Annotated in this window: 13 protein-coding genes; 5 read left to right on the top strand and 8 right to left on the bottom strand. The window is 44.3% G+C overall.

The window, feature by feature from the left end; genetic code table 11:
• Positions 1-57: 57 nt before the first annotated feature.
• The 6 genes from lapB to sohB form a co-directional block, all read right to left on the bottom strand.
• Positions 58-1,233 carry a lipopolysaccharide assembly protein LapB gene (gene lapB / locus FKN16_RS14085; protein WP_005376665.1) on the bottom strand — a complete coding sequence of 392 codons (1,176 nt, stop codon included), beginning with the start codon at positions 1,231-1,233 and terminating at the stop codon, positions 58-60.
• 18 nt (positions 1,234-1,251) lie between these two features.
• A complete protein-coding gene (locus FKN16_RS14080) occupies positions 1,252-1,548 on the bottom strand; it encodes a lipopolysaccharide assembly protein LapA domain-containing protein (protein ID WP_005397112.1) in 297 nt (98 codons plus the stop codon).
• A 263-nt stretch (positions 1,549-1,811) separates the two neighbouring features.
• The gene (gene ihfB / locus FKN16_RS14075; protein ID WP_005385816.1) at positions 1,812-2,093 is read right to left on the bottom strand and encodes an integration host factor subunit beta; all 282 of its coding nucleotides are present in this window, start codon (positions 2,091-2,093) and stop codon (positions 1,812-1,814) included.
• A 213-nt stretch (positions 2,094-2,306) separates the two neighbouring features.
• Positions 2,307-3,977 (bottom strand): 30S ribosomal protein S1, encoded by a 1,671-nt coding sequence (rpsA, locus tag FKN16_RS14070; RefSeq protein ID WP_005385817.1) that lies wholly within the window; start codon positions 3,975-3,977, stop codon positions 2,307-2,309.
• Positions 3,978-4,087: 110 nt separating this feature from the next.
• Positions 4,088-4,768 carry a (d)CMP kinase gene (gene cmk, locus FKN16_RS14065; protein ID WP_005397113.1) on the bottom strand — a complete coding sequence of 227 codons (681 nt, stop codon included), beginning with the start codon at positions 4,766-4,768 and terminating at the stop codon, positions 4,088-4,090.
• A 208-nt stretch (positions 4,769-4,976) separates the two neighbouring features.
• Positions 4,977-6,038: a protease SohB gene (sohB, locus tag FKN16_RS14060; RefSeq protein ID WP_005385819.1), complete on the bottom strand. Its 1,062-nt coding sequence runs from the start codon at positions 6,036-6,038 to the stop codon at positions 4,977-4,979.
• Between the two features lie 254 nt (positions 6,039-6,292).
• Between sohB and FKN16_RS14055 the strand changes: the two genes are divergently transcribed.
• From FKN16_RS14055 to FKN16_RS14040, 4 genes are all read left to right on the top strand, one after another.
• Positions 6,293-7,039 carry a YciK family oxidoreductase gene (locus FKN16_RS14055; protein WP_170902950.1) on the top strand — a complete coding sequence of 249 codons (747 nt, stop codon included), beginning with the start codon at positions 6,293-6,295 and terminating at the stop codon, positions 7,037-7,039.
• A gap of 129 nt (positions 7,040-7,168) precedes the next feature.
• A complete protein-coding gene (imuA, locus tag FKN16_RS14050) occupies positions 7,169-7,861 on the top strand; it encodes a translesion DNA synthesis-associated protein ImuA (protein WP_170902949.1) in 693 nt (230 codons plus the stop codon).
• Positions 7,862-7,865: 4 nt separating this feature from the next.
• Positions 7,866-9,269 carry a DNA polymerase Y family protein gene (locus FKN16_RS14045; RefSeq protein ID WP_170902948.1) on the top strand — a complete coding sequence of 468 codons (1,404 nt, stop codon included), beginning with the start codon at positions 7,866-7,868 and terminating at the stop codon, positions 9,267-9,269.
• Between the two features lie 27 nt (positions 9,270-9,296).
• Positions 9,297-12,371, top strand: coding sequence for an error-prone DNA polymerase (locus FKN16_RS14040; protein ID WP_170902947.1), 3,075 nt, complete (start codon positions 9,297-9,299; stop codon positions 12,369-12,371).
• 74 nt (positions 12,372-12,445) lie between these two features.
• Here the strand turns inward: FKN16_RS14040 and FKN16_RS14035 are convergent, their stop codons facing one another.
• Entirely contained in the window at positions 12,446-13,399 is a 954-nt protein-coding gene (locus FKN16_RS14035) for a chemotaxis protein CheV (protein ID WP_005398212.1), read from the bottom strand.
• A 370-nt stretch (positions 13,400-13,769) separates the two neighbouring features.
• Positions 13,770-14,987, bottom strand: coding sequence for an ROK family protein (locus tag FKN16_RS14030; protein ID WP_005398213.1), 1,218 nt, complete (start codon positions 14,985-14,987; stop codon positions 13,770-13,772).
• A 412-nt stretch (positions 14,988-15,399) separates the two neighbouring features.
• Here FKN16_RS14030 and pyk point away from each other — a divergent pair, with 412 nt between their 5' ends.
• Positions 15,400-16,842, top strand: a complete 1,443-nt coding sequence (gene pyk, locus FKN16_RS14025; protein ID WP_170902946.1) for a pyruvate kinase — start codon at positions 15,400-15,402, stop codon at positions 16,840-16,842.
• Positions 16,843-16,857: the final 15 nt, after the last annotated feature.

Below are 16,857 nucleotides of genomic sequence, written 5' to 3'. Positions count from 1 at the left end.
ATTAAATAAAAAGTTAAAAAAATGCAGCGGACAGAAATTCTGCCAGCTGCATTAAAATTATTCACCATCCAATCCGCGGATTGGCTTGATCGTCCCCCACCCTTTACAGGATGGGCAGTGCCAATAAAGGGAATGAGTAGAAAACCCACACTTCCGGCATCGGTAGTGTGGTTTCACTTTTAACTGTTCACCCACCATCGCTTGTAGCGTCGATAGACTGTCCTTCGCGCGACCGTCTTCTGCTTCTGCAATATGGTAGTCAATTAATCGATAAAAGCCCTTCATGGTTGGGTTTTTCAGCAGCTGTTTTGTCAGCAGCTCTTGTGCAGCCCCGACGTTCTCGTGGTGAGCAACCAACTGAGCCAACATTAACTCGGCTGATACGCCTGCTTTCTTATCAATACAAGCTCGCAGAAACTCTACAAGTTCATCTTCCTGGCCCAAATGATGGTAGCACTCTGCAATGGTTGGTAAGACATCGCTGATAAAGTCTTTGTCTTGCTCAAGCACACCCGTCAGGTATTTTATCGTGTGTTTATAATCTTCAGACTCTAGATAAATTCGTCCCAAAGCAATACTCGCTCGAACACACTTTGGGTCTTCTGCTAGGGCTTTTTTAAAGTGCTGTATTGCCTTATTAGTATTACCATCGGCTTGGTCGAGCATGGCAATTTCACACCAAAAATGAGCAATATTCGCACGCATTCTGGAGCGTTTATTACCCAACTTAGCCAATTGATTGGCGTAATAAATTGCTTTTTCCCATTCACGTGTTTGTTGGTAAATGGTTACCAATTGCTGAAGTGCTGCTTCTTTGTAGTCTGGCTCTTCGACTAACTGTTCGAAGATTTTCTCTGCACGATCGAGAAAACCAGAGACCATGTAATCTTTCGCCAACTGTTGAAGTGCAAGATTCTTTTGATCCAGAGTTAAGCCAGAGCGAGAAATGAGATTTTGGTGAATTCGGATTGCACGGTCGACTTCGCCACGAGACCGGAATAGGTTACCCAACGCAAGGTGAGTATCGATGGTCTCGTTATCAACTTGGAGCAATTCAATAAAGTGATCGACAGCCTTATCTGATTGGTCAGAGAGCAGCAGATTAAGACCCGTCATATACTGACGAGAGATTTGATGAGATTGCTTCTGCTTGTCTTGCTGAGCGCTGCGATGCCCCATATACCAGCCATACGCAGCAGCTATAGGCAACAACAAGAAGAGTAGTTCAAGCATTAAAGTTAAGCCTTATCCTTATGCCTGTTTTTCGATGGCTGGCTTATCAGCAGGTTTGTTTGCATCTGTAGGTTCGTACTTTTTCAGTTTTTTCTTTAAACGACGAACTTGTAGCTGAGTTTTCAGCTGGATACTACCAAAGATAACCCACGCTAAAGCAAAGCCAACCACAAATACCACACCTAATAGTGTAGATAAGTGGAACTCTCCTTTGGCTAGAAGATAGTTAAAAGTCACGAGCTCTTGGTTTTGGGAACCTAACGCCAATGCAATTAAAAAGAGAGCTAAAACAGCAACGATTTTTATAATTTTCATTTACATCACCCTTCTAGGAGTAAGTCGGTAAGATTATGCAGGAAAATACTTCTTCAGACTACGTATATTAGCAATAATCTATACCCAAGTAACCTCAAGATGCTTAGTTTGTAGACACGCCTAGAAGTTAAAGTTACTTGGGTGTAGAAAGCTGCAAAGAAAACAGCCAGAATCAACAGCTCGCTTCGTAAACTGCTTGGATACATTACAAAAAAGCGGCATACACAAACGTATGCCGCTTTTTTCAAACTAATAAGAGTGCGTTAGCCAATATTTACACGCTCACGAAGCTCTTTACCAGGTTTGAAATGTGGAACGTATTTACCTTCCAATTCCACTTTATCGCCCGTTTTAGGGTTACGACCTACGCGAGGCTCGCGGTAATGAAGAGAAAAACTACCAAAGCCGCGGATCTCGATACGGTCACCGCTCTCTAGCGTAGAGGCCATGTGCTCTAAAATATCTTTTACAGCATCCTCTACCTCTTTCGCTGATAAGTGTGTTTGCTCAGCGCAGAGTCTTTCAATCAGTTCAGACTTAGTCATAGTTGCCCTCTTTGAGTATCTTTATCACTTATTATAGTAAGTAATACTAATTCCAACAAACACTTGCTGACAATTCTAGACAAATTTTATGCAAAATGCGCAATGAAGAAATGCCTTTTATTAAGATAGTTTACCGTCATTAGTATTACTACTTAAATATGCTCAAATATAAAAAAGGAGCCTTGCGGCTCCTTTTTTGCTTAAGCGAGTATATTATTCGCCTTTAGCAGCTTTGAAAGCGTCAGCCATTGCGTTACCGAATGCATTGTCATCTTGCTTGTTGATAGATGCCATTGCTTCTTGCTCGTCAGCTTCGTCTTTAGCTTTGATAGATAGGTTGATTACGCGGTTCTTACGGTCTACACCTGTGAACTTCGCTTCAACAACATCACCAGCGCTTAGGATTAGAGAAGCATCTTCTACGCGATCGCGAGATACTTCAGAAGCACGGATGTAACCTTCAACGCCTTCTGCGATTTCAACAGTAGCGCCTTTAGCGTCAACAGCAGTTACAGTAGCGTTAACTAGAACACCTTTCTTGTTGTCAGCAACGTAAGCATTGAATGGGTCGTTTTCCATTTGCTTGATGCCTAGAGAGATGCGCTCACGCTCAGCGTCTACTGCTAGAACAACTGCAGAGATCTCGTCGCCTTTCTTGTACTCACGTACAGCTTCTTCGCCAGCAACATTCCAAGAAATGTCAGATAGGTGAACTAGACCGTCGATGCCGCCTTCTAGACCGATGAAGATACCGAAGTCAGTGATAGACTTGATCTTACCAGTAACTTTGTCGCCTTTAGCTTGTGCTTCAGCGAATGACTGCCATGGGTTAGCTTTACACTGTTTCAGACCTAGAGAGATACGACGACGTTCTTCGTCGATTTCAAGAACCATAACCTCAACTTCGTCGCCAACATTAACAACTTTAGAAGGGTGGATGTTCTTGTTAGTCCAATCCATTTCTGAAACGTGAACTAGACCTTCAACGCCTTCTTCGATTTCAACGAAGCAGCCGTAGTCAGTTAGGTTAGTTACGCGACCAGTTAGTTTGTGACCTTCTGGGTAACGCTTAGCGATTGCTACCCATGGATCTTCGCCTAGTTGCTTAAGACCTAGTGATACGCGAGTACGCTCACGGTCGAACTTAAGAACTTTAACTTGGATCTCGTCACCAACGTTAACGATTTCAGATGGGTGCTTAACGCGCTTCCAAGCCATATCAGTGATATGTAGAAGACCGTCAACGCCACCTAGGTCAACGAACGCACCGTAGTCAGTAAGGTTCTTAACGATACCTTTAACTTCAGAACCTTCTTGTAGAGTTTCTAGAAGCTCGTCACGCTCAACACTGTTTTCAGATTCGATAACAGCACGACGTGAAACAACTACGTTGTTACGTTTTTGGTCAAGTTTGATAACTTTGAACTCTAGCTCTTTGTTTTCTAGGTGAGCAGTGTCGCGGATTGGGCGTACGTCTACTAGAGAGCCAGGAAGGAAAGCACGGATACCGTTTAGTTCAACAGTGAAACCGCCTTTAACTTTACCGTTGATGATACCAACAACAGTTTCAGCTTCTTCGTAAGCTTTCTCAAGTACGATCCAAGCTTCGTGACGCTTAGCTTTCTCACGAGAAAGTTGAGTTTCACCGAAACCATCTTCAACAGCGTCTAGAGCTACGTCTACTTCAGCGCCAACTTCAACTTCAAGTTCGCCAGCAGCGTTCTTGAACTGTTCAGCAGGGATAGCAGATTCAGACTTAAGACCAGCGTCAACAAGAACGAAACCGTTCTCGATAGCTACTACAGTACCTTTAACGATGCTGCCTTGTTGGAATTCTGTTTCGTTTAGAAACTCTTCAAAGAGTTGAGCAAAAGATTCAGTCATTTAGTTAATCTTCAATAAATTAAACTTCCACGGGTATCCTACCGCATGGGGTTATTAAATTCGCCAGTCATCATCCTTGCGACCAACGCTCTTAGTCTAGCCGAGTATCATTACTCAGCTAGCTTCGATTCGATATATTGTAGTGCCTTTTCTACTACTTCGTCGATAGTCATCGACGTAGAATCTAGCACAAGCGCATCCTCAGCAGGGCGTAATGGCGCCACTGGGCGGTTACGATCTCGGTCGTCACGCTCTTGGATCTCGCTTAAAAGGTCAGCAAATTTAACATCTAAGCCTTTCTCTTGCAACTGTTTAAGGCGTCGATTTGCACGCTCTTCTGCGCTCGCATCAAGGAAGATTTTCGCTTGTGCACTTGGGAATACAATTGTGCCCATATCACGACCATCAGCCACTAGGCCCGGAGCGGCCTCAAATGCACGCTGACGACGTAATAATGCTTCACGAACACGTGGCAGAGCCGCAACTTTAGATGCTGCCATACCCGTTTCTTCTTTGCGAAGCTCCCCTGACACATCTTCGCCTTCTAGAACGACCTTAACTAAGTCACCCTCTGCGATAAATTGAACGTCTAGGTGTGTTGCCAGTGGGACAAGTGCGTCTTCTGACTCTGTGTCGACACCGTGGTGAATCGCAGCGAGTGCAAGTACACGATAAATTGCGCCAGAATCTAAGAGTTGGAAACCCAACTTTTTCGCCAGCAACATACATAAAGTGCCTTTACCTGCACCACTAGGTCCATCTACGGTTACAACCGGAGTTTGAGAGGACATGTTCTTCTCCACCTATAGTTTCTTTTCAGCAATTTGCTCGGTTTTCGAGGCGCGCATTATACGGGTAATCGCCCTTTGGAGCGAGGAAAAATGTCGTGTAAAGCATTACACCTAATGCGCAATTGGATTCATCAATAAACATAAGGTTCAACAAAAACGGCGAGAGCTTCCACCCTCGCCGTTTCAAATGTCATGATCTTAGGTTCGATTAAACAATCGGTTTTTGACCACGCTCAGCTAACTTTAAGATCACACTGTCAGCAACTTTGCCCGCGACACCTGCTAGCTTGTCTGCCAGTTTTTTCTTCTGCACATAATGCACAGAAAGTACGGTTTTATCTTTGCATGCCGCAACAACGATATCATCAGATGTACTAATATCATCCACCAAACCAAGCTCTTTCGCTTGTGTACCGAACCAGTGCTCACCTGTAGCTACTTTGTCTAGGTCCAAACTAGGACGACGCTCGCGAATAAAGTCTTTAAACAAGACATGTGTTTCTTCAAGCTCTTGCTTAAACTTATCGCGCGCTTTATCGGTATTCTCACCAAACATCGTTAGCGTGCGTTTATATTCACCCGCGGTTAGTTGTTCGTACTCAATGTCATGTTTCTTCAACAGTTTGTTGAAGTTAGGAATTTGTGCGATAACGCCAATAGAACCCACAATTGCAAATGGTGCAGAAACAATCTTATCTGCTACACATGCCATCATGTAACCGCCACTTGCCGCAACTTTGTCAACAGAGATAGTCAGAGGAAGACCCGCAGCTTTGATTCGGTCCAGTTGAGAAGAGGCAAGGCCGTAGCCATGAACCATACCACCGCCAGATTCTAAACGAAGTAATACTTCATCACCTTCACGTGCGACAGCCAAAATAGCAGTGATCTCTTCACGTAGAGACGCGACTTCTTTTGCATCTATGCTACCGTTAAAATCAAGAACAAATAGGTGTGGTTCACGCTTGCTATCTAATGAACCGTCTTTGCTCGCTTGTTTGATTTCTTTCTCGCGAGATTTGTTCTTCTCTTTTTCTTCTTTTTTGACGGCTTTATCTCGAGCCTTGATGAAAGCATCGTCATGCAAATGATGCTCTAACTGTTCAACAGATTGTTTGTGTTGCTCTGAAAGGTTGGTAATCTCTAACTCCCCTTTCGCCGCACCCGATTTGCCACCAGCCGATTTTGCAATAATGAGCAGAACAATTATCGCAGCAACCACCGTTATAATTTTGGCCAGAAACAGACCATAATCTAATAAAAATTCCAACGAGAGCTCCTTTATCTCATTTCAGATGACGTTAGTATGTTACGCAGAAACATCAGCGAGAAGGCAGCGCGGTTTGTAACCACTTGTTCTGATTGATAGCATACCTAACGAAAGTTCTGGAATTGGTATAACACATGAATTGGTGTATTGTAACCATCTTGTCACGATTACCAAGATTTTCCATTGAGAAACAGGCGTTTTTTAGCGTCAATTAACTATCATGGACCCTCTTACAATAATAAGGATTTATCGCCGTGAACTACTCCGTTTCAACTGATGCTCTAAAAGGTAAAGTCATTCTTGTTACTGGCGCTGGTAATGGCATCGGCCGTCAAGCCGCGCTTTCTTATGCCGAGCACGGTGCAACTGTTATTCTCTTGGGTAGAAATGTGCAAAACCTTGAATCTATCTATGATGAGATTGAAGCAGCTGGCTATCCACAAGCCGCTATCATTCCTCTGGATCTTAAGGGCGCAACTAAGCAAAATTACATTGATATGGCAGAGACAATCGAAGGACAGTTTGGTCGTTTGGATGGCCTATTACACAACGCAGGTGTCTTAAGTTCGCTGTGTCCATTTGATCAAATCAAAGAGGAAGATTTCGACGATATCATGCAGATCAACGTGAAAGCAGAAGTGTTAATGACTCAAGCACTACTGCCTGTGATGCGTAAATCAGAAGCTGGGCGTATTATCTTTACCTCTTCGACCGTCGGCCACTCTGGCCGCGCATTCTGGGGGCCATACGCTATCTCTAAATTTGCCGTAGAAGGCATGATGCAAGTTTTAGCTGACGAGCTGAGTGATACACCGATCCGCGTTAACGCAATTAACCCTGGTGCCACTCGTACTCGCATGCGTGAAAAAGCATATCCGGGTGAAGATGCAAATACTCTCAAAACGCCACTGGATATCATGCCGCTATATTTGCACTTAATGGATCCTGCGGTTACCGATGTGAACGGTCAGTGCATCGACGCTCAACCGAAGCGTAAATAACTCATTCAGGTTACCTCACATAATTGATTGAAAAGGCAGCAAACGCTGCCTTTTTTCATTTCTCTCTTCATAAAAATCTTGCGACTTTCTCCCACAGAAATATACTGTACATATATACAGGTATTTATTATGCACGATATTATTCAGAACTTAAAAAGCCAACACCTTGTTTGGCAAGCAAATTTAACGAAAGCAGATCCTCAGCAGTTGCGGACTAGTTCCGGGTTTTCTGAATTAGATGATTTGCTCGGCGGAGGCTTTCCACCTCATGGCGTAGTGGAGATGGAATCTATTGGTAGTATTGGTGAATTGCGTTTGCTCGCTCCTTATTTAAAAGCCACTCAGACCAATGGTGTGACTGCATTTATTCAACCTCCCGCGTTAGTGAATTCTCTGTTCTTACACTACATCGGTTTGGATATAAACCAAGTGTGGGTCGTTAATCCAGCTCACCCCAAAGATGCTCTTTGGGCTGCAGAGCAATGTCTGAAAAGTGGGGTATGCAGTAATGTTTTATTATGGCAAGAAGAGCTTGAAATACATCAAGTGAAACGCTTACAGGTAGCGAGTGAACAAGGCACTTGTCCTCTATTTATGCTTAAAACAGAGACTATCAACCGCTTGTCTTTGCCTGTGTCACTCAGTTTAAAACTGAAAGGTGACGAGCAAGGGATTAATGTTGAAGTACTAAAAAGGAAAGGAGGCTGGAATAGAGGTAGTGTTAGTATCGGCTTCCAACACCATTACCCGCAACTGGTGAAACCATCATCTGAAACTCTGCACTCGACTGTGGTCAATTTCCCACTGGCGAACCAAGGTTAGTGATATGGCTCTGTGGATTTACTTGCACTTCCCTCGCCTGCAGCTAGACGCACTCTTTGGTGATAACCAAGAACAACCCGTGGTGATTGTCGAAAGCCAACGTTGCCAGATTCTTCAATACAACGAGATTGCCGAACAACAAGGCATTAAGCCTGGTATGGGCTTAGGCAGTGCTGCGTCCTTGTGTCGAGATTTACAAGTGCATCCTTATCATCCACAAACCGAATTAAATAAATTACAAGAGGTAGCTCAGTGGTTGTATTTGATCACATCTGACGTTGTGTTGATGCCAAACCAAGGTATTTTGCTACGTGCCACACCGATGCTCACCCTATATGAAGGGTTGGACAATTACTGGAATAAAGTCAGTGCTCACTTAACTAAACTGCAGTTAAGCTTTCAATTTGGTTGTGGTTTTTCACCTCTGTCAGCCAAGTTAATGGCATTGGCAGGAGCAAATGTTCTTAGTGACGACAAATCTCTTATCGAACAAATGTTATTCCCATTACCTCTGCCTCTAACCGATTTATCGAGCTCTATGGTTGAAAAGCTGCACCGCGTAGGCGTTACTTCCTTAAAAGGGTTACTTGAACTGCCGTTGCAAGACATCGCTCGACGCTTTGATATCGATTTGGTGAACTACGTTGGTCGACTGACTGGGCAGTTTAAGCATCCTGTCGACTTTTATCACCCGACCGAATCCTTCCAAGTTTATTTAGAACTGCTGTTTGAGTTCGAAAACGTTCAGTGGATTGAAAAGCCGCTGGCCAAGTTACTTCGTCAACTCGAAACCTTTCTTAAATTAAGAGATAAGGTCGCTTTTGAGCTGTGTTTAACACTCCACCAGCGTGAGAAACAAGAGCAACACCTTCAACTCACTTCTGCGCAAGGTGATTACCTATGTCAGCGTTGGCAGCAGTTAGCGAGTTTAAGCTTAGAGTCACTCTCGCTCAATGGCCCAGTCACAGGGCTAACGTTAAAAGTCGTCCGTCAAGGTGAGCCTCTTAGTGCATCACGCGATCTCTTTGCTGGGCAAAAAGGGAACATGAATGCTTTAGAACTGCTCTCTTTACTGCAAGCTAAATTGGGGAAAAGTGCTGTGTTAAAACCCAACATCGCTTGTGATCCTAGACCAGAAAAGGCCAGTCAATATCGCCCTGCTGATGCTCCAGATGAAAAGGAGCACGCCATACCATCCATACTACGCCCCGCAATGCAATTGCCCACTCCCATTGCATTGCAAGAGCAAGCCTCTTTGGTCCACGGACCTGAGCGAATCGTTTCTGGATGGTGGGATGGTGATGAGATCATGCGTGATTACTACATTGCACACACCAAGCAAGGCCGCTGGTTATGGATATTTCGCGATCAGCACAAGCACTGGTTTCTTCATGGCTATTTTTGTTAAATCGACAGTAATTTTTGTTGGGTCATTATGAGTTACGCGGAACTATTTTGTCAGTCTAACTTCTCTTTTTTGACTGGGGCTTCTCATGCAGAAGAGCTTGTACTCCAAGCTGCTTTCTATCGCTACCAAGCTCTAGCTATAACGGATGAATGTTCGGTCGCGGGCGTTGTCAAAGCCCATGCGACCATCGAACAACATAAACTCGATATCAAACAAATCGTTGGAAGTATGTTTTGGTTAAATGATGAATGCCAAATCGTACTGCTTTGCCCTTGTCGCAAGGCTTATGCCGAGTTGTGTCGTATCATCACAAACGCAAGAAGACGAAGTGGAAAAGGCAACTATCAACTGTTCGAATGGGATTTGATGTCGATTCGACATTGCTTGATATTGTGGCTGCCCACACATCAAGAGAGTGACCACTATTGGGGACGCTGGCTCAATCAACACCACGCTAATCGTTTGTGGGTAGCGATTCAGCGCCATTTGAGTAACAACGATACTGAGTACATTGCGCACTGCGAGCAGTTAGCACATGAATTTCAATTACCTATAACTGCCTGCGGAGGCGTTCTCATGCATGATGTTGAACGCTTGCCATTACAGCATGTACTTACCGCTATAAAGCATGGGTGTAGCGTCGATAAACTCGGTTTTGATCGTATTTCGAATACAGAACGAGCGCTTCGTCCTTTTAAAAAATTGGTTCGGATTTACAAACCAGAATGGCTGGAAGAAAGTACTTACATCGCCGATTTATGCGAGTTTAAGCTCTCCGATTTAAAATACGAATATCCTACCGAGCTGATCCCAGATGGTTATACACCCGACTCTTACTTACGTATGTTAGTCGAGCGTGGTAAAAAGCTGCGTTTTCCTGAAGGCGTGCCAGCAGAAGTCAATCAAACCATCGAGAATGAACTTGCGCTTATTCAAGAGCTGAAATACCACTACTACTTCCTTACCATCCACGACATCGTAATGTTCGCGAAACAACAAGGCATTCTTTACCAAGGTCGAGGTTCCGCCGCAAACTCTGTGGTGTGCTATTGCCTGGAAATTACCGCCGTCGACCCTCGACAAATCGCAGTCTTATTCGAACGATTTATCAGTAAAGAACGTAAGGAACCGCCGGATATTGATGTGGACTTTGAACACGAGCGCCGTGAAGAGGTTATCCAATATATTTACAAAAAATATGGCCGTGAGCGTGCAGCACTTGCTGCAACAGTGATCAGCTATCGCTTTAAAAGTGCCGTGCGTGAAGTCGGTAAAGCGCTAGGGATTGAAGAGACCCAACTAGATTTTTTCATTAAGAACGTTAATCGCCGAGATCGCAGCCAAGGCTGGCAAGCTCAAATTATTGAACTTGGCTTACAACCAGAATCTCTCAAAGGGCAGCAGTTTATCCAATTGGTCAACGAGATAATTGGCTTCCCACGCCACTTATCTCAGCACGTGGGTGGCTTTGTAATTTCATCTGGCCCTTTATATGAGTTGGTACCTGTTGAAAATGCCTCGATGGAAGATCGCACTATCATTCAATGGGACAAAGACGATTTAGAAAGCTTGAAGCTATTAAAAGTCGATGTGCTCGCACTCGGCATGTTAAACGCCATCAGAAAGTGCTTTCAACTGGTCGAGAAACACCACCAGCGATCCCTCTCTATTTCTGAGATCACTCGCCGACAAGATGATCCACACGTGTACCGCATGATCCAAAAAGCCGACACGATAGGCGTATTCCAAATTGAATCTCGTGCACAAATGAGCATGCTCCCTCGCTTAAAGCCCGCTTGTTATTACGATTTAGTGATTCAAATTGCGATTGTTCGTCCAGGCCCTATTCAGGGTGATATGGTGCATCCTTTTTTAAAACGGCGTGATCACAAAGAGCCTGTCAGTTATCCATCGGAAGAAGTAAAAAGCGTTCTTGAGCGGACTAAGGGCGTCCCAATTTTCCAAGAGCAAGTCATCAAGTTAGCCATGGTAGCAGCTGGGTTTAGCGGCGGCGAGGCCGATCAACTCCGTCGAGCAATGGCATCATGGAAAAAGAATGGCGATCTCGCTAAATTCAGGCCAAAACTGATCAATGGTATGCAAGAGAGAGGTTATGAATTAGCGTTTGCTGAGCGCATTTTCGATCAGATTTGCGGCTTTGGTGAGTACGGCTTCCCTGAAAGCCATTCAGCGTCTTTCGCCGTGCTGGCATATTGTTCTGCGTGGTTAAAATATTATTACCCAGCAGAATTTTACACTGCACTGTTGAACAGCCAACCAATGGGGTTTTATAGCCCATCGCAATTAGTACAAGATGCCCGCCGACATGGCGTCGAAGTATTGCCGGTGTGCGTCAATCACTCAAAATATCAGCATCATCTCGTCTCACGTCCGAATGGCAGGCTCGGCGTGCAACTTGGTTTTCGCTTGGTGAAAGGCTTTAACGCAGAAAGTGCGCAAAGGCTTATTGAGCGCAAACCACTTAATGGTTACCGCTCGATTCAAGAAGTAAAGCAGATATTAAGAAGCCAAAGTGACATTGAATTATTGGCTTCAGCCAATGCATTTCAGATCCTATCGGGGAATCGTTATAACGCACGCTGGGCAGCAATGGATTCCTTATCTGACCTACCATTGTTTCATAATGTCGAAGAACCCAGTGTTAGCTACCAAACTCAGCCCTCTGAATATGAAAATTTAATTGAGGATTACGCGAGCACGGGACTATCTCTTAGCCGCCACCCGATTAAATTATTAGAAGAAACGGGCAAACTCCCTCATTTTACCCGCATGAGGCAACTAGCAGAGAAACCGCATAGGTCATTGGTCACAGTGGTAGGCGTGGTAACGGGAAGACAATCTCCAGGCACCGCCGCTGGCGTGACATTTTTTACGTTAGAAGATGACACAGGCAACATTAATGTGGTCGTTTGGCAAGCGACAGCACGAGCCCAAAAGCAAGCGTATTTAGGCGCTAAAGTATTAATGGTGAAAGGCATTCTTGAAAGAGAGGGAGAAGTCACGCACGTTATTGCTGGCAAGTTGATTGATTGCACGCACTATTTGAATAATCTACAAAGTAAATCTCGCGACTTTCATTAGTATAGAGATATTAATAAGCGAGGCGTTAAAAATCAGAGGGAGAGCTGCTCCCCCTCTGATTTCACTATATCTAATCATGCACTTTTAGAAAGCATCTGGCGTAATCGGTCTTGAGCAACTTCAACCAACAGATCTGGTTGGAATTTAGAGATAAAACGATCACAACCTACTTTTTGTACCATGGCTTCATTAAAGCTGCCGCTCAGAGAAGTGTTCAACGTAATAAACAACTTAGACATACGTGGATCTTGGCGCACTTCATGAGTCAGTTTATAACCGTCCATTTCAGGCATTTCAGCATCCGTAATCATCATCAACAGCTCTTTTTCTACGTCTTTCCCTTCATCACACCAGCGCTTTAAAACTGTTAGCGCTTCTAGTCCGTCACGACACTCGATGATATTCATACCCAATTGAGAAAGCGTATCGCGAACTTGATTACGAGCTGTAGATGAATCATCCACAATCAGAACATTACGCCCGACCATTGCTTGGGCAAGTTCTTGATCCAGAATGTCCGCTGAAATCGTGACGTCGTAATGCACGATCTCTGCTAAAACTTTTTCAACGTCAATAATTTCGACAATTTGAGAGGCATCCCCCTCTTTGATTTGCGTGATAGCTGTGAGGTAATTCGAGCGACCAGACGTGGAAGGAGGCGGCTGAATTTCAGTCCATGCCGTATTAATAATGTTTTTAACCGGACCGACTAAGAAGCCCTGCACCGTACGGTTGTACTCTGTCACGATCAAATTTTCTTCTTCCGCTTCACCACGCAAAGCTGGGAAACCTATTGCGCCACGCAAATCAATCACTGGCACCGCTTCACCTCGTAAAGAAGCGACCCCACGAATGTTGTAGTGTGAGCCAGGAAGCTTGGTTAACGGTGGCAGCTTGATGACCTCTTTCACTTTGAACACATTAATCGCAAACAATTGGCGACTATTTAAAGTGAACAGCAGAAGCTCTAGTCGGTTTTCACCAACCAAGTTCGTACGCTGGTCAACCGTATTTAACACTCCGGACATACTACTACCTAAATTATGGATAATTCTTATTTTTACTCGAAATCAATACAGACACATCAAGGTTCTAAACCCAAATAACCTTAAGATATTTGTTTTTCGAGCATGGCTTGAAAGTACAACGGTTTCAGCGCATTACTTCCCTTCTATTTGTATCAGACACAAAGTCACTCTACACATTGAAAGCCATTTGGGTTTATTTACTTGAGCTTTTTAGGAAATTACATGAATGGCGCAGATATAGCAATGCAGCACAACTCAAATTCACCTTCTAGTAATAGGCGATCAAAAAGGGTGAGCTGTTAAGCCTCACCCTAAATCATCTAAAAATGTATAGGCTCGACACCTAAGCACTTCATCATGTTTGAAGCAATTAGCCTTCCACAACCTTCATCAATAACTGACCATCGTACAACGCTTGCTTGATCAACGCGGCACCAGGCATTGTTGCTTGCTTATAGAAACGAGATTCCACCAGCTCAAGATCTTGGTGATAAACCGGTAAACTCTGCTCTTCGATACAGCGACGCACCGCAGGATAAAGTACATCTTTTGCTTGGTTAATCACACCACCGATCAAGATCTTCTCAGGGTTAAATAAGTTGATCACAATAGCAATTGCGGAACCTAAGTAGCGTCCAAGCTTTTCAATCACATCAACTGCCAACGGATCACCGTTCGCTGCCGCTTCACAAATGCTCTCAATACTCATTTCTTCTTGTTCAGCAAGAATAGAGTCTTCGCCATCAGCAATTCTTCTTACGACTTCTTCACGAATCGCTTGAGAACTGGCAACGGTTTCCAAACAACCAATGTTGCCACAATGACAACGTTTTCCATTTGGGTCGATTTGAATATGTCCAAGCTCACCAATGTTACCGTGACGGCCTTGCAAAACGCGCCCATCCAGAATGATGCCGGCACCTAAACCATGGTGAATAGAGATAAGAACAGAGTTGTCATTGTCTTGAGAATGGCCGAAAAGCTTTTCTGCTAATGCCCAAGCTCGCGTGTCATTGGCAATGAAAACTGGCAAGCCTGTTGCTTTGTATATCTCTGGTCCAAGAGCAAGATTTTCGACGTTGTAATGAGGCATTTGCAGCACGACACCTTGCTCTGAATTCACAAGGCCAGGCAGCGTAATTGCAATACTGGTAACACGGTCAAGTTGATCCGCGTAAGTTTGGAAGAATTCATCAATTTCGTAGAGCAGACGCTCAAGCACATCGTCTTGGTCACGTTCGTGTATCTCGATTTTAGTATCGATCAACACATCGCCACCTAGCTCATGCAGAGCAATAGTTAAATAACCTCGCCCCAAACGCATTGACAGAAATTGCCACCCTTCGTTGTTGACCTGCAAACCGACGGCAGGTCGACCACGACTCGTCGCTTCTTGTACTGTGGTTTCATGAATCAAGTGCGCTTCAATTAATTCTCGAGTGATTTTGGTGATACTGGCAGGAGCAAGCTCACTCTGCTTGGACAAATCAATTCGAGAAATAGGACCTTTTAGGTCAATTAGTTTATATACACGACCAGCATTGACCTGTTTGATATGATCAATATGGCCCGGTTGAGCCATGTACATCTTGCACTCCGAAATTCTATAACGAGACAATTTTTTTACTTTGCGAACTAATTGTGAAGTGAATTAATAAATCCCCGTGACAAGCATCACGTATAAACCTGTTTGTTTGTGTATTCAATCAAATAACGAAGAATCTACTCCTGTTAAATTGTTTGAAAAATAACTTATTTTTATTCACTAAATTATGAAGCAACTCCTGTTACAACAGCGCATTCTCATCAATAGGAGCTGAAGCCTATGGAATATCTGTCTGTTTTACCGGGATTACTCTTAATGTAAACATTCTGTGCATATACTTATACTCAAGCAGCTTTAAGGTGTGGGCTCAGCAACGAGGCAGACCTTGAGAGCGATTGAGGAAAGTAAGGATAGAGTTCAAGTTACCTTTACACATACATTCATCGGAGAATCTATGACTTCCAAACTAAGACGAACAAAAATTGTAACCACGCTTGGTCCTTCAACGGATAAGGACAATGTACTTGAGGAGATCATCAAAGCCGGTGCAAACGTTGTCCGTATGAATTTCTCACATGGAACCAGTGAAGACCACATTCAACGCGCCAAAAAAGTCCGTACCATTGCGGCAAAGCTTGGGCGTCAAGTTGCTATCCTCGGCGACTTGCAAGGCCCTAAAATCCGCGTATCGACCTTTAAAGATGGCCAAGTCATGTTAAATGTGGGCGATAAATTCACATTAGACAGTGATTTACCAAAAAGTGAAGGCAACCAAGAGTCCGTAGGGCTAGATTATAAAGAACTGCCGCAAGATGTTTCACCAAACGACATTCTGTTACTCGATGATGGACGCGTTCAACTGCAAGTCACCAGCGTCGAAGGCAATAAAGTTCATACCCGTGTGATTGTTGGTGGTCCACTATCTAATAATAAAGGGATCAACAAAAAAGGCGGCGGATTGTCAGCCGATGCGCTCACAGAGAAAGATAAAGCCGACATTCTTACCGCCGCAGAAATTCAAGTGGACTACCTTGCTATTTCGTTCCCCCGTAACGGCGAAGACATGCATTACGCTCGACGCCTAGCCAGAGATGCAGGCCTTGAAGCCATGTTGGTGGCTAAAGTCGAACGAGCAGAAACCGTCGCGACTAATGAGTCTATTGACGATATTATTCTCGCATCCGATGTGGTGATGGTTGCGCGTGGCGATCTGGGTGTAGAAATCGGCGATCCTGAACTTATTGGCGTCCAGAAAAAACTGATTCGCCGCGCACGCAGTTTAAACCGCATCGTAATTACTGCGACACAAATGATGGAGTCCATGATTACTAGCCCGATGCCGACGCGTGCTGAAGTGATGGACGTGGCCAATGCGGTTCTAGACGGCACTGACGCTGTGATGCTGTCTGGAGAGACCGCAGCAGGTAAATACCCTGTAGAAACGGTCAAATCCATGGCCGAGGTATGTGTGGGCGCAGAAAAGATGTCTGAGGCAAGCCTATCCACTTATCGCTTAGATCGCACCTTCGAAACCGCTGAAGAAACCATCGCAATGGCAACCATGTACTCTGCGAATCACATGGAAGGAATTAAAGCGATGATCTCGTTAACAGAATCTGGCAGAACAGCGTTGATGATGTCTCGCTTAAGCTCTGGCTTACCAATATTTGCCTTATCACGTAATGAATCCACGCTCAATCGAGCTGCACTATACCGAGGCGTGACACCGGTATATTTCGAGTCAAAAAGTGATGCAGGTTTACCGACAGCTCAAGCTGCGATTGCCAGCCTTAAAGAACAAGGGTTCTTGCACAAGGGTGATTTAGTCATGATCACTCAAGGCGATGTAATGGATGTCGTTGGTTCAACCAACTGCATGCGAATTCTGCAAGCATAACCTTTATACCTAACC

The organism is Vibrio sp. 11-4(1), from assembly GCF_013048625.1.
GTDB classification, from domain to species: Bacteria; Pseudomonadota; Gammaproteobacteria; order Enterobacterales; family Vibrionaceae; genus Vibrio; species Vibrio diabolicus.
This window is presented reverse-complemented; position numbering and strand designations above follow the sequence as displayed.